General features: G+C 63.6%; 12 protein-coding genes and 1 pseudogene. 6 read left to right on the top strand and 7 right to left on the bottom strand.

Going from position 1 to position 25,697, the window contains the following annotated elements:
• Window positions 1-29: 29 nt before the first annotated feature.
• Window positions 30-935, bottom strand: a complete 906-nt coding sequence (locus A9973_RS03680) for a LysR family transcriptional regulator (RefSeq protein ID WP_183012418.1) — start codon at window positions 933-935, stop codon at window positions 30-32.
• Window positions 936-1,083: 148 nt separating this feature from the next.
• Here A9973_RS03680 and A9973_RS31040 point away from each other — a divergent pair.
• The 3 genes and pseudogenes from A9973_RS31040 to A9973_RS03690 form a co-directional block, all read left to right on the top strand.
• Window positions 1,084-1,935 (top strand): annotated as a pseudogene (locus A9973_RS31040) (hydroxymethylglutaryl-CoA lyase); the annotation flags it as partial.
• A gap of 138 nt (window positions 1,936-2,073) precedes the next feature.
• Window positions 2,074-3,294: a CaiB/BaiF CoA transferase family protein gene (locus A9973_RS31045; protein WP_370539457.1), complete on the top strand. Its 1,221-nt coding sequence runs from the start codon at window positions 2,074-2,076 to the stop codon at window positions 3,292-3,294.
• A gap of 117 nt (window positions 3,295-3,411) precedes the next feature.
• Window positions 3,412-4,332, top strand: a complete 921-nt coding sequence (locus A9973_RS03690) for a tripartite tricarboxylate transporter substrate binding protein (protein WP_255469009.1) — start codon at window positions 3,412-3,414, stop codon at window positions 4,330-4,332.
• A 272-nt stretch (window positions 4,333-4,604) separates the two neighbouring features.
• Here A9973_RS03690 and A9973_RS03695 read toward each other — a convergent pair whose 3' ends face one another.
• The 6 genes from A9973_RS03695 to A9973_RS03720 all read right to left on the bottom strand — a co-directional run bounded on the left by A9973_RS03695 (window position 4,605) and on the right by A9973_RS03720 (window position 22,948).
• On the bottom strand, window positions 4,605-6,704 hold the full coding sequence (locus A9973_RS03695; RefSeq protein ID WP_183012421.1) for a site-2 protease family protein: 2,100 nt from the start codon (window positions 6,702-6,704) through the stop codon (window positions 4,605-4,607).
• 18 nt (window positions 6,705-6,722) lie between these two features.
• Window positions 6,723-8,060 (bottom strand): efflux RND transporter periplasmic adaptor subunit, encoded by a 1,338-nt coding sequence (locus tag A9973_RS03700; protein WP_183012422.1) that lies wholly within the window; start codon window positions 8,058-8,060, stop codon window positions 6,723-6,725.
• A 5-nt stretch (window positions 8,061-8,065) separates the two neighbouring features.
• The gene (locus A9973_RS03705) at window positions 8,066-8,827 is read right to left on the bottom strand and encodes an efflux RND transporter periplasmic adaptor subunit (protein WP_220805350.1); all 762 of its coding nucleotides are present in this window, start codon (window positions 8,825-8,827) and stop codon (window positions 8,066-8,068) included.
• A 24-nt stretch (window positions 8,828-8,851) separates the two neighbouring features.
• Entirely contained in the window at window positions 8,852-10,375 is a 1,524-nt protein-coding gene (locus tag A9973_RS03710) for a TolC family protein (protein ID WP_183012423.1), read from the bottom strand.
• 16 nt (window positions 10,376-10,391) lie between these two features.
• Complete coding sequence (locus A9973_RS03715) at window positions 10,392-21,551, bottom strand: VCBS domain-containing protein (protein WP_183012424.1); 11,160 nt, start codon at window positions 21,549-21,551, stop codon at window positions 10,392-10,394.
• Between the two features lie 377 nt (window positions 21,552-21,928).
• Complete coding sequence (locus A9973_RS03720) at window positions 21,929-22,948, bottom strand: helix-turn-helix domain-containing protein (RefSeq protein WP_183012425.1); 1,020 nt, start codon at window positions 22,946-22,948, stop codon at window positions 21,929-21,931.
• A 91-nt stretch (window positions 22,949-23,039) separates the two neighbouring features.
• On the opposite strand from A9973_RS03720, the gene A9973_RS03725 reads away from it, so the two are divergent.
• From A9973_RS03725 to A9973_RS03735, 3 genes are read left to right on the top strand one after another with little or no spacing between them, the layout of a single operon-like run.
• On the top strand, window positions 23,040-23,261 hold the full coding sequence (locus A9973_RS03725; RefSeq protein WP_183012426.1) for an H-NS family nucleoid-associated regulatory protein: 222 nt from the start codon (window positions 23,040-23,042) through the stop codon (window positions 23,259-23,261).
• 43 nt (window positions 23,262-23,304) lie between these two features.
• A complete protein-coding gene (locus tag A9973_RS03730; protein ID WP_183012427.1) occupies window positions 23,305-24,081 on the top strand; it encodes a hypothetical protein in 777 nt (258 codons plus the stop codon).
• A gap of 50 nt (window positions 24,082-24,131) precedes the next feature.
• The gene (locus A9973_RS03735; protein WP_255469010.1) at window positions 24,132-25,673 is read left to right on the top strand and encodes a DUF1254 domain-containing protein; all 1,542 of its coding nucleotides are present in this window, start codon (window positions 24,132-24,134) and stop codon (window positions 25,671-25,673) included.
• The last annotated feature ends 24 nt before the right edge of the window (window positions 25,674-25,697 follow it).

Raw genomic sequence — 25,697 nt, forward strand, 5'->3', positions numbered from 1 at the left:
ATTACGGTTGGGGGTGACCGCTATTCGATCTACGCAACGGGCTCGACACTCGCCAAATGCTCCAGCAGGACGCGCGCTGCCGGCGCCAAGCTCTCTTCATCACGGAAACAAATGATGAAACTGCGCGTGGCCCAAGCGTCGGTCAGCGGGATCACGACCAATCCCGTCGCGTCGGCATAGGATTGCGCGACCTCGAACGGTACGACCGTAATGCCTAGGTTGGCGCGCACCACACGCAATGCAGAATCGAAGTTGGAGACGATCACCCGGTGCAGCAAAGCCTGCCCGGCCTGCGCCGCGGACCGATGCAGCATGACTTGCACGGAGCTTGCCACAGGCATACCCACGTGTTCGTAGTCCAGCGTCTGATGGAATTGCAGACTGCGCATGTGCGCAAGCGGATGGCTGGGGTGCACTACGATGACCAAATGATCATTGCGGTATCGCCGCGACTGCAACCCGTCCAGCGGTGACGCATCCCAACATATGCCCAGCGACGCTACGCCCTCCTTAATGCCGCGGATCACTTGATGGCTCAGGCCTTCCTCCAAGTCGATCCGAATGCTGCGATGACGCGGATCCTGCAGAAACACGGCCACGTCCTCGGCCAGCGATTCCGCCAGCACTGACGAGGTGGCCAGTACGCGCACCTGGCCGCGCAGCCCATGGGAATAGGCCGACATGTCGCGTTCGATGCGCGCCGTGCTGGTCAGGATCGCGCGCGCGTGCTCGAGCAGCGTCTCGCCCGCAGACGTTAGCTCCACGCCATGCCTGCGGCGGGAGAGCAACTTGGTGCCCACAACATCCTCCAGTTGCGCCATGCGTTTGCTGATGGCGGATCCCACGATATTTGCGTTCGCACCGGCTCGCGCGATATTGCGGGTTTCGCAGACGGCCACGAACAGCCGCAATGAAGTCAGATCCAGATCGCGCATGAGAAGAGGCCCTCGAGAAAATCGCGTCACCACGAAACACCCAAGATATTCCATTTAGGAACTTCATGCATTCCAAATAATCGCTATCGGAAGAATTCACGAAATCTAAACTGTGCCTATTGCTGTCTACTCTGGGCGCTTGTCATCCATGTCTACTACTGAATTTCCTACCGACTGGCCCGCACGCGCGATCGTGCGCGAAGTGGGCTTGCGCGACGGTTTGCAAAGCTTGGCCCGTGTGCTGCCTACCAAGATCAAGCTCGAATGGATAACCCAGGCCTATGCGGCTGGCCTGCGTGAAATCGAAGTCGGCTCCTTTGTGCCCGCACGCCTGCTGCCACAATTGGCCGACACCGCGGAACTCGTCGCCTATGCCAAGACGCTGCCTGGGTTGCATGTCTCGGTGCTGGTTCCGAACTTGAAAGGCGCGGAACGCGCCATCGAGGCTGGCGTCGACCTCATGATCGTGCCGCTGTCGGCCAGCCGCTCCCACAGCCTGGCCAATCTGCGCAAGACACCGGACGAGGTCGTCAAGGAGGTCGGCCGCATACGGGCGGCGCGCGACGCTGCGGGCTCGCGTGCCCTGCTGGAGGGTGGGGTGGGAACGGCCTTCGGTTGCACGCTGCAGGGCGTCGTGCAGCCGGCCGAGGTGCTGCGCCTGATGCAAGACTTGCTGAACGCCGGCGCCGACCGAGTCAGCCTGGCCGACACCGTGGGGTATGCCGACCCCCTGATGGTGCGGCGCTTGTTCGATGCTGCACGCAAGATTGCCGGCGACCGCCTCACATGCGCGCATTTCCATGACACGCGTGGCCTGGGCATGGCAAATGTCATGGCGGCCCTGGAGTCGGGCATGACCCGGTTCGACGCCTGCCTGGCGGGCATCGGTGGATGCCCGCATGCGCCGGGCGCCAGCGGCAATGTGTCCACAGAGGACGTAACGTACCTGCTGGGCAGCATGGGCGTGGAGACGGGGGTGGACATGGCGCGCCTGCTCGCCCTGCGCAAGCAGGCGGGCGCTTGGCTCGAAGGCGAGACGCTGCGCGGCGCGATCGCTCAGGCGGGCCTGCCCGTAACCTGGCCGGCCGCCGGGTCCGGCCAGGCGGGTAACACTGCCTCGCGCCCGGCCCCGCATGCCATTCCAACGGAGCGCGCCACGCCCGCCACGGCGCCTCGCCGCCTGCCGTTGGCCGGCATCCGCGTGGTGGAATTCACGCACATGGTCATGGGACCGACCTGTGGACTAGTTCTTGCCGACCTAGGCGCTGAGGTGATCAAGGTCGAACCCATCGACGGCGACCGCACACGCCATCTGCTGGGCGCCGGTGCGGGATTCTTCCCCATGTTCAACCGTAACAAGAAGTCCATCGCGCTGGACCTGCGTAGCGCTGAGGGTGCCGAGATCGCGCGAAAGCTGTGCGCCAGCGCCGACATCGTCGCCGAGAACTTCAGGCCCGGCGTGATGGCCAAATACGGACTGGATTATGCCGGGCTCAGCCCACAAAACCCCGGGCTGATCTATGTCAGCTGCAAGGGCTTCCTGCCTGGCCCGTATGAACACCGCACGGCGCTGGACGAAGTGGTACAGATGATGGGCGGGCTGGCCTACATGACCGGGCGTCCCGGCGATCCCCTGCGCGCCGGCTCCAGCGTCAACGACATCATGGGCGGCATGTTCGGAGCGATCGGGGCCCTGGGAGCGCTGCTGGAACGCAAGACATCGGGCCACGGCCAGCAGGTGCAGTCGGCGTTGTTCGAAAACAATGTCTTCCTGGTGGGACAGCACATGTTGCAGTACGCGATCACGGGCCAAGCGGCGGCGCCCATGCCTGAACGTATCTCCGCCTGGGCCTTGTACGACGTATTTAACGTCAAGGATGGCGGGCAGATATTCCTGGCGGCGGTCAGCGATGCCCAGTGGATCACTTTCTGCGACGCCTTCGGATTCGACGATCTGAAAGACGCTCCGCACCTGAAGACGAACAACGACCGCGTAAGAGTACGACCGGCCTTGCTGACCGATCTGCGATCGCGTCTGGAAAAGTATGGGGTGGACGAGCTGGAGCGCATCTTCGAGCAGTGTGGCCTGCCGTTTGCACCCATCGTGAAACCGGAAGAGCTGTTTGCCGATCCCCATCTTCGCGCAACCGGCGGCCTGGCAGACATCCGGCTGCCTGACGGCGAGCGCGCCGGCCAAACTGCGCAGGCTACCCTGTTCCCCCTCACGATGGGAGGCGAACGGCTGGCCGTGCGATTGCATCCGCCCCTTTTGGGCGAACACACGATGCAGTTGTTGGGCGGACTAGGGTATTCGACCGAGGAGATCCGAGCACTGCGCGAGCGGGGTGCCATCCACTGACTTCACGCACGAATTCCATACCTATAAATCAAGGAGACAACCATGAAGACTAATGAAGCTTCACACCAGCGCCGTGCGTTGCTAGGCGCGATGGGCGCGGGCATGATAGGCGCGGCTTTGCCGTGGCGCGCCGGGCAGGCACAGGCCAGCCGGCCCTTGCGCCTGATCCTGCCCATCAGTGTGGGATCCGGAGTGGACACGATTGTGCGGTCGGCGGGGCCAGCGTTGAACCAGGCGTTCGGGCAAACGGTGGTCGTGGAGAACCAACCAGGCGCAGGCGGCATCCTGGGCACGTCCGCCATTGCGCGCGCCACGGCCGATGGCAATACGCTCGGAGTCGTGTCCAACAACCACGTTATCTTTCCCAGCGTATTGAAATCGCTTCCCTTCGATCCGATAAAGGACATCACGCCCATCACGCTTATCGGCACCACGCCTTTGTTGCTGGTGGTCAATCCGACGAAATTGCCTCAGGGCAACGTGCACGATCTCGTGGCGGCGTTGGGGGCCAACCCCGACGCGTACAACTACGGATCGTCGGGCAACGGCACCATCCTGCACCTGGCCTGTGAGCTGTTCCTACAACAAAACGGGCTGAAGATTCGGCATATCCCGTACAAGGGCACCGGCCCGATGGTCTCGGACATCATCGGTGGACAAGTGGATTTTGGGGTGACCTCTTTGCCCTCCATCCTGCCCCACCTGAAAAGCGGCGCGCTCAAGGCGATCGGCACGGGCAGCAAGGAACGTAGCGCGGCGGCGCCCGAAATCCCGACGCTGCGCGAGCAAGGCATGCCGGATTACGAGGTGGAAGGCTGGTTTGCCGCCATCGGCCCTGCCCGCCTGGAGGCCGGGCAGGTGCAGCGTGCGTACGAGGCCTTTGCGAAGGCCTACCGGGACCCGGTAACCCGCAAAGCCATGGACCAGCAGGGCAACCTGATCACCTTGCGCAATCCCTCGGATACGGCCGCGTATTTCCAGAACGAGATGCGAAAGTATGCGCAAGTGGTAAGAGCAGCAAGAATCGAGCCGCAGTAATAGGTGCCGTGGGTGTCTGGCGCCATCATTCCTGCTGGACCTCTGTCCGTACCCGAATCGGAGCCTTTTCATTTTGGAAGCGCAACCTGCCGATTGACCCGTTGCTCCCCAGAGCAATGGGCCTTCCGGCGAATTCCGAACGGCAGCCTCCGCCCTTTTCGGGGCGACAAAAGATCCATTCGAGATCCGCACGCAGCACGCCTGCCGGGTCGACGGCCACGAGTGCTTGGCTAGCCCGAACCGTCCGACTACGGACCATCCAAACCCGGAAATTACAGCCCGCTTTCGCGCACAACCAAACTTGCCAGCGAACGCATCCAGTGCAGCAAGCGGCTGCGTGCGGCGCCTTCAAAGTAAGCTTTTCCGCGTCGCTCCATCAAGCCCGGCATCGGCGCGTCAATGTCGAGGATGACGCGATACAGCGCATCTTCGGCCATCAATGCACCCTGCTTTTGCACGGACGGAATCGGTCCGCCATGACTTGTCGCCAGCAACGGCGCGTTCAGTTGCTGCGTGCGCGCCGGTGCAATGGTGCGAATCCGCCCGCACACACGCTTTGGCCCATCCTCCAGATAGAAGCAACCCGAACCGCCTACCGCCAGCAAATGAACATCTGCCTCGCCCACATAGGTGTCCACCACCCAACGCGTCGGGTCGATCAGATGACCCAGCGGTTGTTTGGGGCCGACCCACGTGCCAGGCCGGAGTTCTGCGGCAGTGTCCACCCACAGCCCGTCGATAGGAGCCGCAAGCAGCAGCTTGTCTTGCTCGGCGGAGACGGACCTGGCCGTGGCGCGGCTGTGGGCCAGCGCTTCGATGGCGGCGGCCTGCTGGTCAAGTCCTGCGCTTTGCCCCAACAGACCCGTCAAACGCGCGGACTGCCCTGCCACGCCCGCCTGCGCGGCACGCGCTTCGCTGGCCAGCTCCGGCCGATCCAGCACCACGAGTGGCGTGCCCGCCTTGACCATGCCAGGCGGATGATTGTCCTGGATCAAGGCCGGCGCGGGCGCATATGCCGTCCATAGCGTGATGCTGCGGGCCAGCGCCGGCGCCCGCACGGCTGTGGGCCACGGCACGGCCAGCCACGCCAGCGCCAGGACCAGAACGAGCGGCACCAGCCACCGGCGCGACCGCTCGATTTCCTGTCGTCGCTGCATCCACATTCTGACCTCCCGCCAACAGGGCAACACGATGAAATAGGCAATTTCCACAGCAAACAGGAACAGCCCCAACGCCTTGAAGAACAAGTGATAAACGGCCAGCGCAATGCCGAAATACACGATCAGCCTGTACACCCACGTCACGCAGGCGAACACGATCAACTTGCGTCGAAAGGGTCCGGGCAGCGCTTCCGGCCACGGGTCTTGCCAGCCCCAAAGCCGCCGCCGGATCGCGGTGCGCGTCAGGGCGCTGGCGCGCTCGTGCAGGTTGGGCATGTCCAGCCAGTCGGACAAGATGAAGTAGCCGTCAAAGCGCATGAACGGGCTGGCGTTCAGCGCCAATGACAAGACCCAACTGGTCGTGGCCAGATAAAAGCACGCCTGGCGCGGCACGCCGGGCGGCAGCAGCGCCCAGCCCAAGGTCGCCAGCCCGGCGATGGCCAGTTCGGTGATGATGCCGGCGCTGGCGATCATCAGCCGTTTGCGCGCGTCGGCCAGGCGCCAGGATTCGCTGGTGTCCGTGTACAGCATCGGCCACATCACCAGGAAGGCCACGCCCATGTGACCGACGCGCACGCCCATGTGGGTGGCCATCAGCGCATGGCCGAGTTCATGCAAGGTTTTCGCGACCACCAACGCGCAGGCAAATCCCAACGCGCCTTCCCACGACACGGATTCGAATAGCGTATGGCGGAACGTGTCCCACTGGCGCACAGTCAGGAACAGGCCCAACAGCGTCAGGGCCACGATCGTCCAGGCGGTTGCCGGCCGGAACAGCCACCGCAGCCAGGGATACAGACGCTGCAACAGATAGGTTGGCCGCAGCAGCGGGACGCGAAAGAACAGGTAATGGTGCAGCCACCAGTTCGCCGTCAGCCATTCGCGACCCGCCGGTGCGGCGGCCGCCATGGACTGGCTGCGAGCAGGATGCGGACGCAGCAATTGGTTGTGATGCAGGAACCCTGCAAATTGCAGCACCTGTGCGCCGTCCGGCTGCAACGGCGTCTGTTTGCGGATGTCTTCCAGCATCGCGGCCGGCAGCAGATGCCAGCGCGCCAGGCATTCGAATTCCAGCCAGCCGATACGAAAATGCCGGTTGCGCACCGGATCTTCAATGATCCACGCCGGGCTGCCGTCCGGGTACGGCGCACCCGCGAACAGCCGCAAGTCTTCGCGCATGGGCGCTAGCGGCTGGGCGAGCGGATCATCCATGGTGCGCCCCGCCCTGCCCTACAGGCCCGTAAAGGCGCGCAGCGCGGCCAGTGGCCGGCGGATCGCCTCGTAGCCCAGGAACGAGCGCCCGCCCTGAATGCGGGCAGTGCCTTTCAAACCGATGCGCGCATCTTGCGCGTCGGCCGCATCAATGCTGGCGCGCAGCCGATAGCTTGGCACGCCTTCAGGCGTCAGCGCAGATTGATAGCTGGTTTCGATGATCTTGCCGGACAACGGGTCCAGCGGTTTGACCGTCAGGAATAGCGTCACGGGCGCGCCCACTTCCAGCGATAAAGCGTCCGCCACGGGCAGTTGAATCAGCATGGAGGGCTGGCGCGGGTCGGCCAGTTGCATGATGCGTTCGCCCGTCACCACCGGTTTGCCCAGCCAATCGTTGACGTCGACAAAGACGGCAATGCCGTCACGCGGCGCGGTCACGTCAAGCCGTTGCAGCTGCGAGCGAATGGATTCCAGTTCCGCGCGGCGCTCTTCGGCCCGGCTGAGCAATGTGGTCACCCGGGCGCGGCTGTCTTCGCTGCGAAATGCCGTCTGCCGCGCCGCCATCAGCTCGGCATCGGCAACCCCCACGGCCTGAGTCGCGACGTCAAGCCGGTTACTGAGCGTGGTGTCATCCAGCGAAAACAGAGGCTGCCCTGCCTTGACGGGTTGGTTCGGACTGACGTGCACGCTCTTCACCACGCCATCCAACGGCGCACTGATTACCTGCAAGTCCAGGGACGTGACCTCTGCAGGCGCCAAGGCGCTTTGGCGAACCGGCATCAGGCACAGGGCCAGCAGCACCAGCGCCACCAAGTAGCGGAACCGCCGCTTCCAGAGCCGACGCATGGGTTTGCGACGGCGTTCAAGGAGTTCCCAGCTGTAGGCCCAGGTCTGGCACAGCCGACCCATGACTGTGGCCTGGCCGGCAGTGGGCGCTTGTTCCAGCAGATACAGCACCCAGCCCAGCACCGCGCCGCTACGCGTTTTCAGGGGCAAGGCCCAGACGCCCGCCGGCCACCATTCGCGCCAGCCATCACGAATCAGCGGGCTGGCTTCATCCGCGGCGGGTGCATCGATCCACACCGCCTGCCCGCCCGCCGTGCGCTGCCGCAACCATTTGCGCGCCTCGGTGAGCCACACGATATAAGGCGACTGCTCATCCACCGACACCAGCGCGGAAATGTTCAGCAGCTTCCAGTCGTGCCCGTCGTCTGCATAGACCAGCGCCTGCCGGTAGGCCAGCAGCGGGTGCGCGTCATTGGCGATATGAAAGCTCAGTTGCTGCACGCTATCAGCCTGACGCGCCAGCCCCTCCACTTCCGCCAGTTGCAGCAACAGCAAGAGATCGTTCTGCATCGTGTTCAACGGGGCAACGGAAAGTCCGCGATGCCGCTCATGCCAGGCAGGAGTTCGCCGGCAGGGTCGCGCACCTCAGCTTCCAGTTCAATTGATTGCGCCACGGCGTCCACGCGCGCGTTGATGGCGGACACGGCCGCGCCATAGGTCTTGCCGGTTTCACTGACATCGATCTGGAACTCGGTGCCTATCTTGATGTCGCGCAACGATCGGGACGGCATGTTCAGGCGCACCTTCAATGGGCCGTCGCCCACCAGATCCACCAGCGGCGCGCCCGCAGCCACGCTTTCGTGAGGGCGCACATACACCTTGGCGATACGTCCGGAATACGGCGCGGCCACGGCGCAGTAGTCCACCTGCGCCTGGGCCAGTGCGGTCGCAGCGGCGGCACGGTCGGTGGCGGCGCGGGCCAGATTGACCTCGGTATCGCCCGCCGCATCCAGCTTGCGCAAGCCCACCTTGGCTTTCAGCGATTCCCGCGCGCCGGCCAACTCCGCATTCGCCATCCGCAGCCGCGCCTTGGGTTCGGCGCATTCCAGCTGGACCAGCACCGCGTCCTTGGCCACCGTCTGGCCCAATGACGCGTCCAGGCTTTCCAGGCGTCCGGTCATCGGTGCGGAAATCGTGCTTTCCGGATTCGCACTCAGCAATACGCGGATGGCGTTCGGGTCATTCTGCCCGGCGCGGGGGGTAAGGGGTTGCGCCGAGGCGGCTGACATCAATACCAGGGCGGCTACGCCGCTCCAACCTGCAAGGGGCATCGTCATGGGTGCATCTTCATCCGTGCATCGTCATTGGGGCGTGCTCATGGCTTGCAGCGCCGAATGCTCCCAGCCGTGCATGGTCTGTTCGATCTGCGTGGCAAGCGTGCTGAGATCGTGGCTGGCGATGGTTTCAGGCATCACGTCCAGTCCCACCGAGTTGTACAAACGGCCCCAGGCCGCCTGCGCATCCGAATACGCCGCATAGCGCTGGTACTGCGACAGCAGCCAGCGGGCGTCCGCGCGCAGGAATTCCAGCTTTGAGTCGGCGGAAATGCTGGCGCTGGCCTTGGCGTAGTCGCGCAAACGCCCATCGACCTGCATGCTCTGGTCGGCAAAGTCCAGCTGCTCGCGCGCCAGGTAATAGCGCTGCGCTGCGACCCGCACCTGCGTCAAGACGGCCATGGACAAGGCCATGCGGCGCAAGTCGGCCACCTTGCTTTGGTTATCGCCCGCCGCCTGCAAGGCGGGCGCCTTCAGGATGTTCAGCAGGTTCCACGAAATGCGCAGCCCCACCGACGACCAGCTGTTGTTGTACAGATAGTCGTTGGAATCGTAATGCGTACCCAAGGTCAGGCTCAGGTTGGGCCAGAGTTCGGCCTTGGCGATCTTGATGTCGTTGTCGGTGACGCGCTTGCGATACCACTCTTCCATGATCTCAGGCCGGTTCTCAAGCGCCAGGCGCTCCAACGCGGCGATGTTGAAATTGGGCGGGGGAATCTTTTCCTCGGCGTCGTCGGCCACCTGGAATTCCGTGCCCGGCGGTAGCGACATCAGCGCCGCCAGCTCGGCGCGCGCCAGCTCCAGATCTTGCCGACGCGTGGCCAGCAAGCCCACCGCGTCCAGCAGCGCACGTTGATAAGCCAGCGCCTGCTGACGCGGCAACAGCCCGCGCGTTTCCGCTTCCTGCGCGGACTTGATGCCGTTACGTGCCTGCACGGTCAAGATATCCACGGCGGCAATCAGGCGCTGGGCGCCCAGCGCGCGCCAGTACGCATTGCGCACATCCTGCAAGACATTCTGAATCACTTTGCGGCGGCGCTCTTCAGCCATCAGCACCTGGTCGGCCTTCTGCTGAGTGCGCTCATAGGCGACGAAGAAATCCAGCGTGCTCCAGGTCATCTCCAGATCCGCCAGCCGGTGATAGCGCTGTTCCGACGTCGACGGACGCAAGCTGACTTCGCCGTCTTCGATGCCGACGGAGGTGCCGCCCGAATCGTTCGACCGTGATGTATAGCCGGCCGAGGCCACCAGGCGGGGCAGCATTTCGTGCCGGGTCACGTCGACCAGATTGCGCGACAACGCCGTCTCCATGAGCTTCAACCGGTAATCCAGGTTGTATTTGAGGGCCCGGGCGGCGGCGTCGTAGAAGGTAAGCGGTCGCGTAATGGGTTCCTGATCCGCGTACATCAGCTTGCGGTCGTCTTCCACGCGTTGGCGGACTTCGTCGCGGCTGAAAGCCTGCGGGGTTTGGGGCGACGAACAGGCAGTCAGTCCCAAGATGGCGATGGTGGCGATAGCGCCTGAGTAACGTCGGTTTTGCTTCAGTTTCATCCCGCGTGCTCCGTCTTCACCGTTGCGGCGTGGTCGGTGTAGCGTTGAACGTCTGCCGCAACGCCAGCCGATTGATCTGATCACTGAACGTTCCCCGCTTCGGGGCGGCCTCTTTCGGGGCCTCTTTTTGTGCAGGGGCCTTGTCCTGCGGAACGCTCTTGTGCGGCCGATGCATCTCCAGTTCCTTGCGGGCGAATACCGACACGTCCGGCAGCAAACCGTCCGCAGACAGCGAAATCGCGCCATGTCGCGCCTGCATCCGCGCGTCCTCGTAGCGCGACAAGCGTTGCAAGGCCTCGATGGTGCCGGTCAGCGACAGCGACATGCCGTCCTGCCCCAGACCGTCCGCCAACGATTCCAGCGAAATCTCGGGCGGCAGCGCCATCCCGGGGCGTTCGCCCCGCACCAGCGCATCCAGCCATTGATGCAGCAGCAAGGCGTCGCGCACGGCCGGCGTCACGTACACCGCCGGGTCCAGCGTCAGGTCAGAGAACGGCCCCGGTGGCTCGAAGTCGCGGAACAGCGCATGCGGGTCGGCGCCAGCCACGTAGATGGCGTCCATATCCAGCGTGATGGTCAATTGCGCCGAGTCCGTCTGCCCGCTGCGGTCGCTGATCGTGTAGACGAACACATCGCGCAACAGCGGGCCTTGGCCGCGCGCGGCCTCGACCTCGGGATTGCTCAGGTCTATTTCATAGGTGTAGCTGCCGTCGGCGTTCAAGGTCAGGAAACCGTAGCGGCCGGCCAGCCGTTGACCGATCTGCCCCGCCGTAACGACTGACCCGCCCTCGCCCGCCGTGCGCACGCCCACCACCGTCAACTGCTCGTTCGCATCGACATCGCTGTCATTGGTCAGCACATTGCCCTGCGTGACCGGCGGCCCGCTCACGTCGTTGACACTGCCCGCGTCGTCACGCGCCACCGGCGTGTCGTCCTGGCCATGGAGGGTGATCGTCAAGGTGGCTTGCACGGAGGCGCCGGCGGTATCGGTCAGCGTGTAGGTGAATACCTCGGTCAGCGTTTCGCCGTTGGTGCGCAGCGCCTGGACACGCGCATTGTTGTTGTCGACCACATAGCGGTAGGTGCCGTCGGCGGCCAGCGTCAACGTGCCGTACAGGCCCGCCGTGATGCCGCCTACCTGCCCTTGAACGCCTGTGGCCGTCAAGTCGCCGGTGCGAATGGCCGACACGGTCTGCGTGTCGCCCGCATCCACGTCCGTGTCATTGGCGAAGACGTTCCCCGTCGGGTCCACACCCGGCGTGCCGTTGTCGCGTCCGCCCGCCTCGATGGCGATGGCCTGGTCGGGCAGCGCCACCGGCTTGTCGTTCTGGCCCAGGATCAAGATGGCGATAGACGCCTGGTCGCTGGCGCCCTGATCGTCCGCCACAGTGTAGGTAAAGGTGTCGATCAGCGTGTCGCGCAAGGTCCGCAGCGCCTGGACTTCGGGAAGGCTGTTGTCCAGCGTGTAGCGGTAGGTGCCGTCTGCCAGCACCAGCAAGGTGCCGTACTTGCCCTGCAAGGGCACGCCCACGGTGCCGACGGTGCCAGCGCCACCCGCGAGCCCCGTGCGAATTTCCGTGATCGTCAGCGCCCGGCCTTCGACGTCGACGTCGTTACGCGTCAAGTCGCCGCTGGCGTCGCGCCCGCCGGACCGGCCAGCCACATCCCCTTGTTCGATGGCGACACCGACAATGGGCGCCGCAACGGGCGGGTCATTCACGCCGATGACGGTGATGTCCAGCTGCGCCAGGTCGGTCAGGCCGCCGCCGTCAACGACACGGTACGTGAAGGAGTCCACCAGGGTTTGACCCGCCGCAAGCGCCGCCACTTGCTCGTTGCTGGAATCGACGTGATACGTGTAGCGGCCATCGGAGCCAATCTCAAGCCAGCCGTACTGGCCGTTCACGCGCACCGGCGTGCCGCCCACGCTGACCAGCGGACGGATCGGGTCTTCGATGCCGGCACGAATGCCATTGACCGCCTTGGTGTCGCCGCCGTCCACGTCCAGGTCGTTGCCCAGCACTTCTCCGGTGGCGTCGATGGGCGCCACTACCGACGAGCCTGCCGTGGCGGTGTTGGTATCGTCGACGGCAATGGGGGTGTCGTAGCGGCCGGCGATGGTGATGGTCAGCACGGCCGTGTGGGTCAAGCCGCCTGCGTCCTGCACGGTGTAGGTAAAGGTCTCTTGCAGCGACTGCCCGGCGCGCAGTTGTTGCACGGCGGCCAGCGCGTCGTTGACCTCATAGGTATACGTGCCATCGGCACCCAGGCGCAGCGTGCCGTACAAACCGGCCGAGTCCCCGCCAATCACGCCCGCCGCGTTGTTGCTATTGACGACCGCCGCCACGCTTAGCGTGTCGCCCGCGTCCACGTCCTTGTCGTTGTTCAGCACATTGCCGCTGGCGGCCTGGCCGCCGGTGCCGTTGTTCACCCCGCCCGCTTCCTCGGCCGATCCGGCATCGGGCGCGGCCACGGGCGCATCGTTCGCGCCACGGATCGTGACGGTGAATTGGGAATCGCTGAACAGCCCGCCCGTGTCCGATACGCGGAATGTGAAGGTGTCGATCAGCGTTTGCGTGCTCAAGCGCAGTTGCTGCACGGCGGTCAGGTCGTTGTTGACCGTGTAGGTGTAGCTGCCGTCTGCATTCACCCGCAAGGTGCCGTACAGGCCGACCAGATCGGTGCCGGCGTTGGTCATCGCGCCGCCGTCGCCAAGCGCCCCCGTGCGGAAGCCGCTGATGTGCAAGGCGTCGCCGTTGTCGGGGTCGGTGTCGCCCGCGTCCAGCAGATTGCCAGTGGGATCAAGGCCGCCCGTGCCGTTAGCGGTGCCGCCCTTCTCTTCGGCGATGGCGGTTTCGTTGTCGGACGTGGGCGCGTCGTTCGCGCCGCGTATCGTGATGGTCAGCTCCGCCACGTCAGACAGGCCGCCCGTGTCCGTCGCCTTGTAGCTGAAGGTCTCGCTTAAAGTCTGGCCGGGCGCCAGCGCCTGCACCAGCGGATTGTTGTTGTCTACCGTATAGCCATAGCTGCCGTCGGGCCGCAGCGTCAACGTGCCGTAGGTACCGACGATGGTGATGACCCCGCCGGGACCATCGGCCACCGGCGGCCCAGCCGCACCCGTGCGTGCGCCGGTGATGGTGAGCGTGTCGCCGCTGTCCACATCTTCGGCATCATTCAGCACATTGCCCGATGCCGCCTGGCCGCCGCTTGTGTTGTTGGTGCCGCCCGCTTCCACGGCTTCGCCGGTATGGTCCTTGACGTCGGGCGCATCGTTGCGGCCGAAGATGCGGATACGCAGTTCGGCGGTGTCGGTCAGCGTACCGTCGCTAACCGTGTAGGTGAAATAGTCCACCAGCGTGTCGCCCGCCGTGCGCAGCGCCTGTACCGTGGCGTCGTCGTTGTTCAATTCGTAGGTGTAGCGGCCGTCTGCGCCCAGGATCAGCGTCCCGTACTGGCCAGTGAGTGCCGTGCCGATGGTGCCGGTGCTGCCGGTAGCCGCCTCCCGTCCGGTACGGATACCGACCACGTTCAGCGCATCGCCATCGGGGTCCGTGTCGTTACGCGTCACATCGCCCGATGCGTCCAGGCCGGCCTGGCCGTTGGCGACGCCACCCGCCTCGACGGCCACGCCGATGATGTCGCTGGCCACGGGTTGGTCCTGTACGCCGTGGATCACGATGGACAAATTGGCCGACGACTTGCCGCCCTGGGCATCCTGCAAGGTGTAAATGAAATTCTCGGTGGCCGTCTCACCGGGGGCCAGTGCAATCAGCGCGGGGCTCAAACTGTTGATTTCGTAGCGATACGTGCCGTCCGGGCGGATGAACAACGTGCCGTACTGGCCGACCACCTGCACATCACCGGGGCCAGTCAGGTCTTGGTCGGCACCGCCAGAAAGTCGGATCTGGCTGATGGTGTCTGCGGCAACGGGGTTATCGACATCGCTATCCACGTCACCCGCTGTCGTCGCGTCGCGCTCGTCAAGAATCACGTTGCCCGACGGATTCACCGGCGTGCCGATGACTGTGCCGTTCGCCGTATCCACGCGAGCCGTGTAGCCGTCGGCCGCGTTATCGCGGGCCACCGGGTTGTCGTTGGCGCCGTTGATGGTGATGGTGATGGTGGCCACCGCATTCAGGCCGCCAGCATCAGTGACGGCGTACTGGAACACTTCGGTCAGCGTCTGGCCCACGTTCAGGGCCTGGACTTGCGGGTTGGCGTCATCCAGCACATACCGGTATGTGCCATCTGCACCCAGTGTTAGCGTGCCGTAGCGGCCGACTACTGGCGCCGCGTCGTCGCGCGTGGTGCCGGCGGCCACGGTCACCAGTTCGCCAAAGCCGGTGGACAGCAGCGGCCGCGCCAGCGTGACCGTGCGCGTATCGCCCAGATCCACATCCGAATCGTTCGACAGCACTTCACCCGTCGTCGGGCCGCCGCCGGTGTCGTTGTTCGTGCCGCCCTTTTCCGTGACGCCAGCCGTGTCGGGCTGCGCCTGCGGCGCGTCGTTTGCGCCACGGATGGTGATCGTCAGGCTGGCGGACGACGTCAGGCCGGCAATATCCCGCAACGTATAGCCGAAGGTTTCGGTCAGCGGCGCACTGGAGGTCAACAGCTGTTGAACCGCCGTATTGTTGTTGTTCAACACGTACTGGTAGCCGCCCAGCGCGTCCATATGCAATTCGCCGTACACGCCAATCAGCACGGCGGTGGTGCCGGGCGATACCGTTTGCGTCGCCCCGCCTTGCGAAATTGACGTGACGCTCAGGATGTCTTGATTGGTTTCGATATCGACATCGGTGTCGTTGGCCAACACATTGCCGCGCGGGTCGACGCCCGGCGTGCCATTGGCGACCCCGCCCGCTTCGACGGCTTCGTCGGTGTCATTGACGCCCAGCGGCGCGTCATTCACCGGCGTCACGGTTATGGCCACGGTGGCAGACGCACTCAGGTTGTCGTCACCGGTTTCGAACGGGATGCCATCGCCATCCACATCGCCGCGCTGCCCCTGGTCGTCTACCCGTATCGCCAGGGTTTCGTCGCCGTTGTAGTTTGCGGATGGCGTATAGGCCAAGGTGGCCAGCGCCGTGTTCAAGTCGTCTTTGCTGCCTTGCAAGGTGACCGTGCGGCTGTTCAAGGCCCCGGCGACGACGGTTGCGCCGCCCAAGGTCAGATTCAATCCGCCATGCCCCACGGTCAGCGTTACGCGGATCAAACCGGTGCCGGAATCCGGGTCGTCCACGGTGACGCCGGGGATCAACAGCGTGGTGTCTTCATCCACGGTCTGCGCGCCGGACGGTGTCACCGTGGGCGCGTCGTTGCGCTCCACATAACCGATGTTGCCCGTGGTGCTTGCGCCCAAGTCACCAAACTGCGCGCCCACCTGCGCCAGCGTGCCACCATCGCTATCGATTCTGACGTTCAGTTGGCCCACAGGCGCCGCCAGGGTGATGCCCGGCGCGGCGTCGATACGGAAGACGCCCGCGCCCAGCACGCCGAAATGGTAGTAGCCGTTGGCGTCGGTTGCGACCGTCCAGGTGCGGTTGTCGGCAGTGGTGGCCAAGTCGTTGTCCGCCCCGCCCCACGTCAGGGTCACGTTCTGGCCCTGCAAACCCGGGCCGTCCGCCGCGGTGCTGCCGGTGGCGCTATCGGTGTCGTTCCACAACACGCCGCTGATCAAACTAACGCCGGCGGCGTCGTTGTCTGTGTAGGTATTGGGCGCGGCCCCGGCGCCCGTCCGTTCGCCGCCCGTCGTGCCTGCCGCGCCGACCGTTGTGCCGGCGTAGCTTTGGAAGCTGTCGGGCAGGCTGGTGTAGGCGACGCGCGCCTGTGTGTCGGCCAGCAGCACGTTGTTGGGCAAGTCGGCGGTATAGACCAAGCCGACGGTTTGGCCGACAGCCAGGCGATCCATCGTGACAGTGATGGTGTCGCCCGCTACCGTCACCACGACGCCGGCCGGATACGCCCCGGGCGCGTACAGCACGCCGTCGATCGTCAGCCCCTGCACGGTCAGGTTCGTGCCGCCCGCGGGCAGCGTGTCGGTAAGGGTTACGTCATAGGCGATGGCGCTGCCGGTATTGCCGAAGGTGATCCCATAGGTAGCCTGGCCCGTAGCGCCGCCCACCCCAGGGTCGAATGCGGTGACGGTTTTGTCCAGATTGTCGATCTTGGGTTCCACGACCCGCTCGACGGCGGAATCCGTGCTGGTCCGCACTTCCCCGCCGCTCAGGAAATCGGCCTTGACCGCCAATTGCTGGCCCGCCGCCACGCCCGCGGCGTTATCCACGCGCACATTGAATTCGAAATAAATCACTTCGAAATCGGCGTCGTTGTTGGCGTTGACGAGTGTGCCCAGTTGCAGCATGACCGCGCGCGGGTCGCTGGTATTGATGTTGGCCTGATTGATGACCCCGGTGGCGCGGGTGCCGGACAGGTCGGGCGCCAGCAAGGTCTGGCTTTCGTCGGTGATGCCGCCATTGATGGCGACGCTGCCGGACGCGATCAACCCAGCCAGCGTCGATTGCAAGCCCGCCACGCCGCCCACGCTGTCGGCGATGAAGCCTAGCGTGGCAGTGCCGTCGTTCATGAAGGTCAAACCTTGCGGCAGCAGCACACGAATGGCGGCGGCGGGGTCCGTGCCTTCGGGCACCACGAAGGCGACCCGGTAATGGATGATTTCGCCCACCGCGACGTCTTGCGGGTCGGCGGTGGACGGCGTGCCAGCGGCGGTATCCGTCAGCCCGCCCACGTGGCTGATCGTGGCGTCGGCCGCGATCCGCTCGGACAAGGTGTTGCTGAGCTGGTAGTCATTCAGCACGCCGCTGGCCAGCACGCCGTCAACGCCCGTGCGCTCTCCGGCCGCCGCCCCATTCAGGCTGGTCCACTGCACGTTGACCTGGTTATCGACGGAGCCCTGGGTGCCGGTCAACGCATTCAGGGTTCCGGTGACACGCAACACCACCGCGCCGCCCTTCGGGATATCCAGCTTGCTGCCATCCGCCGTGCGCAGTTCACCGTTCTGAATGATGAAGTCGCCGGTGCCGGTGATGGTGGCGCCCGAATACAGCGTTACGCCGATGATCTGCGCGCCGCTAAGCTCAGTGGGCAACACGTCGCGCAGGGTCACGTCAAACGCGTCGACATCGCTTGCCGCCGTGCCATTGCTGATGGTGATCGTATAGGTCAGCGTATCGCCGCGGTCCACCCCGACACTCGACCCGCTGCTGACGGCCGTCTGCGTGACGCTTAGCGTGGGTTCAACAATGGTGACGGTGGGCAAAGCGCCCTGCGCCGCCACATTGCGGTCGGCGGGCGTGGCGCCATTGGGGGTGTCGCCGTCCGGATCGCTATAGGTCAGCCGCGCGTCGTTGACCAGCAGCGTTCCCGATTGGTTCGATTGCGCGTTCACGGCAATCAGCGCCACGCGAATCACGAAGCGATTGTCGGCCGCGTTGTTGTTGGCCGACGCGGAGCTAGCGCTGAAGGTCATCCGAACGTCGGTGCCATCCGTACCTGCCGTGCCGCCAATGCCTCCCACGCTGGCCACCGCAACCACGCCGGCAAAGTCCGCGCTGAGCGCCGTGCTGCCAGACCGCGTCGTGATCAGCAGGTAGCCGCCCGTTCCGAAGCTCGTGTCCAGCGCCATGCCCGCAGGGATCAGGTCATCCAGCCGCAAATTCTGCGTTTGGCCTTCGGGCAAGGTCACGATAATGTCGTACAGCATGCGTTCACCCACCACCAGATCACTGCCGCTGGTGTGAGCCGCGCTGGAATCGGTGGGGTCCAGGCTGCCGCCCGCAAAGACTTTTTCAACGGTGGGCGCGGCGACAGAGGCATCGGCCGTATCCGTCAGATCAGTGGGCGTGAAATCCGTGCCGTCGTTCGTGCTGGCATAGCGCGTCAACACAGCGGTGCTGCGCAGATTCTGGCTGGCGGCCACCGACGCGCTGGCCACCGTGTCATAGGTGATGACCACAACGTTGCTGCCCGCCGTGTCCGCCGCCGATCCCGCACGCCCGGCCAGCAGCGATGCTTGCCCGCCCGCGTCCAGAAACGTGATGGCGTTGCCGTTGACGACATAGTCCACGTTCAGCTGCAACACCGTGCCGTCGCCACGCGTCACGACCAGATTTGCGGCGGCCAGGCTACCGCCCAGAAAGCCCAGCCCCGACGGCAGTTGCACCGTCGTACTGACGTCAAACGCGCCGCCGCCACCCGTGTTCTCGATGCCGGTGGCCAAGCGCACGATGTCGCCGGCGTCCATGCCTGCAACGGTTCCTTCAAGCGCCGCCAGGTCCGTGACCGAGCCTGTGAAGGCCGGCCCGCCCGTGCCCGCGCCCGACCACGTGCCGGTTGTTCCGGTGACCGCGCCGCCGGTAGATGCGACCACGCCGTGCTTGATGGAAAGGACAGGCTCCGCCACGGATTGAATCAACACCGTATCGGTGCTGACGAGCTGCTGCTGGCCGATGGTCGTCAATTGGTTCGATTGCCCCAGCACGGTGATGGACCGCTGGTCGGCAAACGGCTGATCGGTCACACGTAACGTGAACAGCACTTCGATACGATTCTGCCCCGTGGGGTCGGCTTGCATGGCGTAGTTGCCAAAGTCGAACACCAGTGCGTCGCCCGCCGCGGCCGTGACCGACTGGACGGTGCCGGGATGGCTGTCATTCAAACCGTACGACCAATTGTGGTCACCGATGCCTTGGGACCACGCGCCGCTGGTATTGAAGAGCGGCAACGGCAGGTAGGCCGTGAGTTTCAAGTTTTCATAGTCGCCCGTCTGCAGGTCGTAGCGCAGGCGGAAAGTCACCACGTCGCCGGGCTTCAGCTCGTAAGACGGCGACACTACATTGCCGTTGACCTGGAAGACGCCAATATCGACCGTTCCGGTGGGGATGGTCAACGTGACGTCAGAGCTGTCGCTTTCGCTGCCGCCCAGATTCACTCGGTTCTGCACGACGGTGCCTTCCAGCACCGCGCTGTTGCCCAGCGTATCGCCTTCATTGATTTCGGCTTGCGGATATGCGCCCTGGTAGGCCTGATCCACCACGGCCTGATAGGTGACCGTGGCGCGCGTGGCGGCTTCCTTCGTGTCGTTGCTGGCAATGTCGCCCGCCAGAATCTCCAGCGGCAGGCCGGCATTGCGCAGCGACGCGGCGATGTCGAACGTGATGGGCGTGCCGGCGGCCGTCTTCGCGCCTAGCGAATAGACCAGCGCGACCGTATAGACCTGGCCGTCTTGCGTGAAGGTCAGCATCGGCGTGCCGGTAAACGTCAGTCCATTGCCCAACATGTCCGTCACGGACAACTGCCCCTGCCCCAGCACGGTCTTGCCAAAAGCGAAGTAGTCGGACAGCGCGATATCGTACTGAAAGCCCAGCGTGTCGCCGGGCGACAAGCCTGAAATTCCCTGATCCACGGCGATGGCGCCGGTCTTGTGCAACGTGATGGACTTGGCCACGAAGGCGGCCGGGTCGCCAATGTCGACCACCGGCACCAGCGGCAACGGCGACGGCACATCGCGCGGGTCCAACGGATGCCAGCCGCCGGCCACGGTGGGGCTGCCGATATCGATCGTGCGGTTGTCGCCCGACACCGGGTCCAGCACGGCGACGCCGCCCGCGTCCGTCTGCGCCACATAGAACTTCACCAAGGTGTCCGCAGGCGCGGACAGGCTGGCGTAGGTAACGGTGTAGGCTTTCAGGTACGGCGAGGTCGACAAGGCCGCCGTGATCGCGAGGGACGACGTCAGTTCGGTGCCGTCGGCCAACACCAGGCGAGTGATCACGCCGCCCGCGTCCGGCGTGATGCTCTGCACGCGAATGGTGTCGGGCAGTGTCTGGTTCAGCACCACGTTTTGCAAGGTCTGGCCAGGCGCGGGTGTGGCCGTGACCGTCAACGTGTGCGGAAAGTTCTCGCCGGTGACGGTCTCGCCTTCCACCATGTCCAAGGTTTGCGTCACGGTCAGCGGCGTTGACCGCAATGCGTAGGTGTCAAACGACGCCTCCAGGATAGACGGATCCTGCTGCGGGTTGTCCAGCGCATCATTGCCGTATTGGAAGCCGCTGCGCAGGCTGACGATGTGGTCCTTGTTCACATCGGCCAGGTCGCTCATATGCAACTTGATGTCCACCACAATGGCCGGTTGGTCCTTGCCGAAGCCTGCGAATGGCAGCTCCAGCACCACGAGTTGATCACCGGCCCGATAGCCATAGTCCGACGCCCGAATCACCAGCGGGTTGCCGTTGACGTCGCGCGCAAGCGGATGCAGCGCCGTGCCGTCCGCGCCAAAGGTGACCACATGGCTGACGAGGTTGATGCCCAGCGCGCTGGCGGACACAAAAGTCACGCCGTCATCGCCGTCGAATCCGGTGGTGGGCAGCAGCACGTCGATGAATGGCGCGTAACCCGTCTGGGTGGACGGATTGGTCACGGTCGCCTGGATCAGCGCATCGCTGCCCAAAAGGATGTCGGCTGAGGTGCCGCTGACCGTCAGGGTCGGATCAGCGTTGGCTAGCAGCCCTTGGTACGACGCCAGCGCCGCGGCGCTGATCGCCAGCCGGCTTTCGATAGGGCCGGTAGACGTTTCCAGCAGCCAGTCCCCGCCCTGCCCGGCGTTGCCGGTATCGTTGGTCGAGGCAGCGATGTCGGCGCCCGTCAAGGACGCCATCTTGGCCATCAGGTCGTTTCCCCCCTGCCCTTGGCCGGTGTCGCAACCGTAGAGCAGGATGTCGGCGTTAGCGCTCAAGTGCGAACCCCAGCCAGCGGTGCGCAGCGTGTCGGCGGACTGTGCCGACAACACGCTGCTGCCCAACATCATTTGCCCGGGTGTGCCATGGCCCAGAATTTGAATGGAATCCACCTGGCCCAGCGCATCCAGCGCCGCTTGCACCGCAGCGATGCCGTCGCGGGCGGCGTCCACCACCACGACTTTTGTACCGGGCGTGGCGCTATCGGCAAGTGCCTTCGCGCCGTTCACCCGGGCGTCGATCACCAGCACGTTCTTGGCGGGGGCCGTATCGCCGGACCCTGAGTCGGCGTGAGCGGCGTCGGGCTGGGCGTTGTGCTGTTGCTCGGCGGCGACGGCGCCCGCCGCGTCGAAAAGCAGACGGGGCTCAAGCGCCAAAGTCCGCGACATCGGATGAAACGCTAGACGGTCTTCCTGTTGCATGCGCTGACTCCGATTGGATCAGTGTTGCTTGCTCGCGCGGATTGACTCCGCAGGGAAATGGTCACACGACGGCTATTCGATCGGCCACGGCGGCACGCCGCGCAGGGCGCACGGAAAAAATCCGGCCTTCTGAGTGATATGGGAGGGGAAAGGTCTGACAGGGGAACGTCGGGCAACACCGGCACCGCAACGACCGTCGCATCGGCTTCTCCAGCAAGCGAAGCAATTCATAGCGGCATCCCGCGACATGGATGGGAAACGAACATCGGGTGCTGACTCATGCAGTAGCAATTTAGAATACTCCGCCCCTAGATATTCATGTCAAGAAATATCATTCGGTTTGTATCCAAGTGGCGCAGCCAAGGACGTGTTCGGCTTCAGTCCTTGAAACGGATCCCATCACAGGGCGATGTGCCGAGTATGCCTGAACGACCACGTTTCAAAGTATCACTGGGCAACTCGCCGAAAGCTTGCCGATAGTACTGAGAGAAACGAGACAGATGCCGGAATCCCCATTTGATTGCAATGTCAGAGATTGTTCGCTCTGCACTGCATGCAATCAAATCGCGAAGCGCACCGTTTAGCCGCGCGTTCATGAACCAGCGCCCCGGCGTCATCCCCACGCTGCGACGAAAGATCAACTCCAGCGAGCGCAGCGTATAGCCGCTACGCCGAGCAATCTCGACCAGGGTTATCTCCGAACTCGCGCCGGAAATGGCCAAGCGTTCGCAGGCCGAAACCAGGTAATGATGGCGCTGCGACGCCGACGATGCTTTGGGCTTCGCGGTCGGCTCTGCATCCCGCAATACATCGACATAGCGCGTCAACATCGAGTCACCCATCACCGACACCAAGTCTGGCGCCATGCCTCCTGAGTTTTCCAGTCGCCTCGCGACAGCCATAGCGTCATCAGCGAGCACGGTCAAGGCGCGTCTTTCCCCGGCACGCAAACGCACCGAGTAGGCAGCGTTCTTCAAGATTTCGAGTGGCCGCCCGTTGCGAACAAAAGCGGCCTGTTGAAGTTGGTCTTCGGGTACTGTGAAATTTACCCAACGAGACGAACCGGATGCGTGATACAGAAGATCCGCGCCAGGCGGATAGATCTGAATATCTTCGTCACCGATCAAAGAGGTGTTGTATCGCGTGACGTGACCACCCGCCGCCATGAACCCAATGCAGACGGCCTCTTTTGGCATGGACCCTTGTGCAACCACCGGAAAATCATAGCAACCTGTCTCAAGTCTCAGATTGCCGAGGTTGAGGCGCTGGTGCTCCATGGTCGCAAGTTTGGAGGACAGTAGGCGATGTTCGAACGTCCCTCCGTAAACGATATCAAACGCCTGGGACGGTTCTAAGCCCGTATAGACGTGTCGCATATAGGTCGGCTGAAACAGCATTCGGCATCCACCCCAAAGATTTCGCTTTTTGGATAGCAGCGTTGGCAGATTAGCACTACCTTGATCCCCAACCTTCAAACAAAGCAGATCCATGACGCCCAAGAACCATCCGAGAAAAGGCCCCCCTGGCGCTAAGGCGCCGACTGATCTATCCAAGGCCGAACTTCCAAACGGTAGTGGAAACCCTGATTTGTCGGCACTTGCTGAGCTCGTTCGCTACCAAGATCCAGAGACAGGCAACACCTGGTGCGGGTTCGGCCGGCCGCCCAATTGGATTCGTGGGAAGGACCGCGCACGCTTTCGCATTGCTTAGCCCTCTCGTGCTCCAGGTCCCCAACGTCGTCGCAGGTGATTTCATGCAAAGAAAGTGTGCCGCATTGGGTGTCGTGCTGGCAGCTATTGCAAGCGCTGCAGTTGCTGATGAGTCCGCCCAGGCCAACAATCCCTTGGCCAAGACGACCGCATTCAACCTACAGAACTACTACATCGGCGACGTCTCGGGATCTGAAAAAGACGCCAACCAATTCTGGATGCGCTATGCCAAACCGTTTTCAGTCGGTAGCGCCAACTGGATCTTTCGCGCTTCGCTTCCGGTCAATAGCTTTCCTGGCGCGTCATCGGGTGGCCATCAGACAGGAATCGGCGATCTCAACGCCTTCGCAGCGTACCTGATAGATGTCGGCAATCCCGCAGTGAGTTTCGGCGTGGGACCGCAGATCACCGCTCCGACCGCAAGCAAGAACGAGGTGGGCAGCGAAAAGTGGTCCGCTGGCTTGGTCAACGTGCTGTTCGATGCCAGCTCGTCGAAATTTCAATATGGATACCTGCTGACCTGGCAGACAAGCTTCGCCGGCAACAGCAATCGGGCCGGCGTGAACATCGGCGCATTCCAGCCCTTCGCTTTCTACCAGCTTGGTGGCGGCACCTATCTTCGCGCAGCGCCAATCTGGGCCTACAACTTCCAAAACGACGCCTATAGCGTGCCGATTGGCCTGGGCGTCGGCCAGGTCATCAAGCGCGGAAAGACCGTGTATAACTTCTTTGTCGAGCCCCAGGTCTCGGTCGCCGACAGAGGGCCGGGCCAGCCTAAATGGCAGTTGTTCTTCGGAATGAATATGCAATTCCCGAACTGACTCGCGCGGTAATGCAGGCGGCAAGCAGGATTTCCAGCAAGGAGAGATCGATGGCTTTTCCAGCAACACGCAAGATGGCTGCCATGTGCGTAGCCTCGCTCAGCATCGGCGCTACCATGATCGCGCCTTCCCAAGCCGAGACCGACCGTTTCGAATCGCTTGCGAATTTGCCCTTCAAGCAGAATCGGCCCACACCGGCAACCGCCAAAACGCTGGCGGAAGAACTCGTCTTTCAGCGTGCGACGCAGACGTATCTCTGGGCCATGCCACTGCTGAACACGATGGGCATGCGGGACGGCTTCGCGGCGTCGTACCCCCCCACTTACAACACCATGGCAATCTGGGAAAAGCGCCTGGACGCCAAGACTCTCATCACAACGCCCAACTCCGATCTCATCTACGGCATGGTGTTCGTCAACCTTGCCGATACGGGGCCGCTGGTGTTTGAGGCCCCTCCCAAATTGCAAGGCATCCTGCTCGACTTCTGGCAGCGCCCGATTCCTGTAGACGGCGGCCAGTATTTTGGCGACGTCGGATTGCCAGGCCCCGATGGGGGCAAGGGTGGAAAGTTCCTGATCTTGCCACCTGGCTATAAAGGCGACGTACCAGACGGATACTATGTCTACCGTTCGGCCACCAATAACGTCTTCATATTCCTGCGCTCGTTCTACCAGAGCCTGGACAACATCCAGCCCGCCGTGGACGTCCTGAAGCAATCGGTGCTCTATCCCCTGGGCAAAAAGGACAGCGCCGAAAAGATGAAGTTCTTCGACGCATCGGGCAAGCCTCACAACATGTTGCCCCGCTCCGATGCCGACGCGTTCCGGCAGCTCAAGTACCTCGTCGACACCGAAGGCGCCAACCTCGCCGATCCGGACTGGCTGGGCATGCTCGCTGGCCTGGGAATCGTCAAGGGAAAGCCATTCGAACCGGACGCCCGCACGAAGAAGGTCCTTTCCGCCGCGGCGAAGACGGCTTACAAGACCAGCCGCGTCATCGGCCTGCAAGGAAAGTCGGGCGACGCCGACTTCCGCGTGTATGCCGATCGGCAGTGGTTGAATCCGGTCAACAATATGGCGGCGCGCTGGCCCGACGCGCTGGTCGACCTGAGTTTCACGTCGCGTACCGGCGGTTACCGGGATATCGATAGCCGTGCCTGGTTCTTCACGGACTACTACTCCATCAGCCCGGGCATGGTCTCGATGACGCCCGGCAAGGGCGCGTACTACATGATCGCCTTTAACGACAAGGACGGCAGACCACTAGTCGGAGCGAACGGCTACAAAGTCACCCTCCCGGCGAACATCCCCGCAGAGCTGTTCTGGTCCGTCACGCTCTATGAGGCCGAGAACGCATCGGGGCTGGCAAACGGCCAAGGCTTCCCCTCATTGGGAAAGCTCAACAACCCGAAACAGAACGCAGACGGCAGCACCACGCTGTACATCGGTCCGAAAGCGCCGAAGGGCGCGGAGCATAACTGGCTGGCAACGGCTCCGGCACGTGGTTTCTTCGCGATCCTGCGCCTTTACGCACCATCGCAGCCCGCTCTGGACGGAAGCTGGAAGCCGGGCGATATCGAGCGCGTCAAGTAAGCACCGCGACAACGCACGACTTCC

The sequence above is a fragment of the Achromobacter sp. UMC46 genome (genome assembly GCF_014170335.1).
GTDB lineage: Bacteria > Pseudomonadota > Gammaproteobacteria > Burkholderiales > Burkholderiaceae_B > Achromobacter.

Coding starts and splice junctions, on each gene's coding strand:
- A9973_RS03725 (WP_183012426.1), top strand. CDS start 23,040: ATGACGCCCAAGAACCATCCGAGAAAAGGCCCCCCTGGCGCTAAGGCG.
- A9973_RS03680 (WP_183012418.1), bottom strand. CDS start 935: ATGCGCGATCTGGATCTGACTTCATTGCGGCTGTTCGTGGCCGTCTGC.
- A9973_RS03710 (WP_183012423.1), bottom strand. CDS start 10,375: ATGAAACTGAAGCAAAACCGACGTTACTCAGGCGCTATCGCCACCATC.
- A9973_RS03700 (WP_183012422.1), bottom strand. CDS start 8,060: ATGCAGAACGATCTCTTGCTGTTGCTGCAACTGGCGGAAGTGGAGGGG.
- A9973_RS03705 (WP_220805350.1), bottom strand. CDS start 8,827: ATGACGATGCCCCTTGCAGGTTGGAGCGGCGTAGCCGCCCTGGTATTG.
- A9973_RS03730 (WP_183012427.1), top strand. CDS start 23,305: ATGCAAAGAAAGTGTGCCGCATTGGGTGTCGTGCTGGCAGCTATTGCA.
- A9973_RS03735 (WP_255469010.1), top strand. CDS start 24,132: ATGGCTTTTCCAGCAACACGCAAGATGGCTGCCATGTGCGTAGCCTCG.
- A9973_RS03720 (WP_183012425.1), bottom strand. CDS start 22,948: ATGCTGTTTCAGCCGACCTATATGCGACACGTCTATACGGGCTTAGAA.
- A9973_RS03715 (WP_183012424.1), bottom strand. CDS start 21,551: ATGCAACAGGAAGACCGTCTAGCGTTTCATCCGATGTCGCGGACTTTG.
- A9973_RS03695 (WP_183012421.1), bottom strand. CDS start 6,704: ATGGATGATCCGCTCGCCCAGCCGCTAGCGCCCATGCGCGAAGACTTG.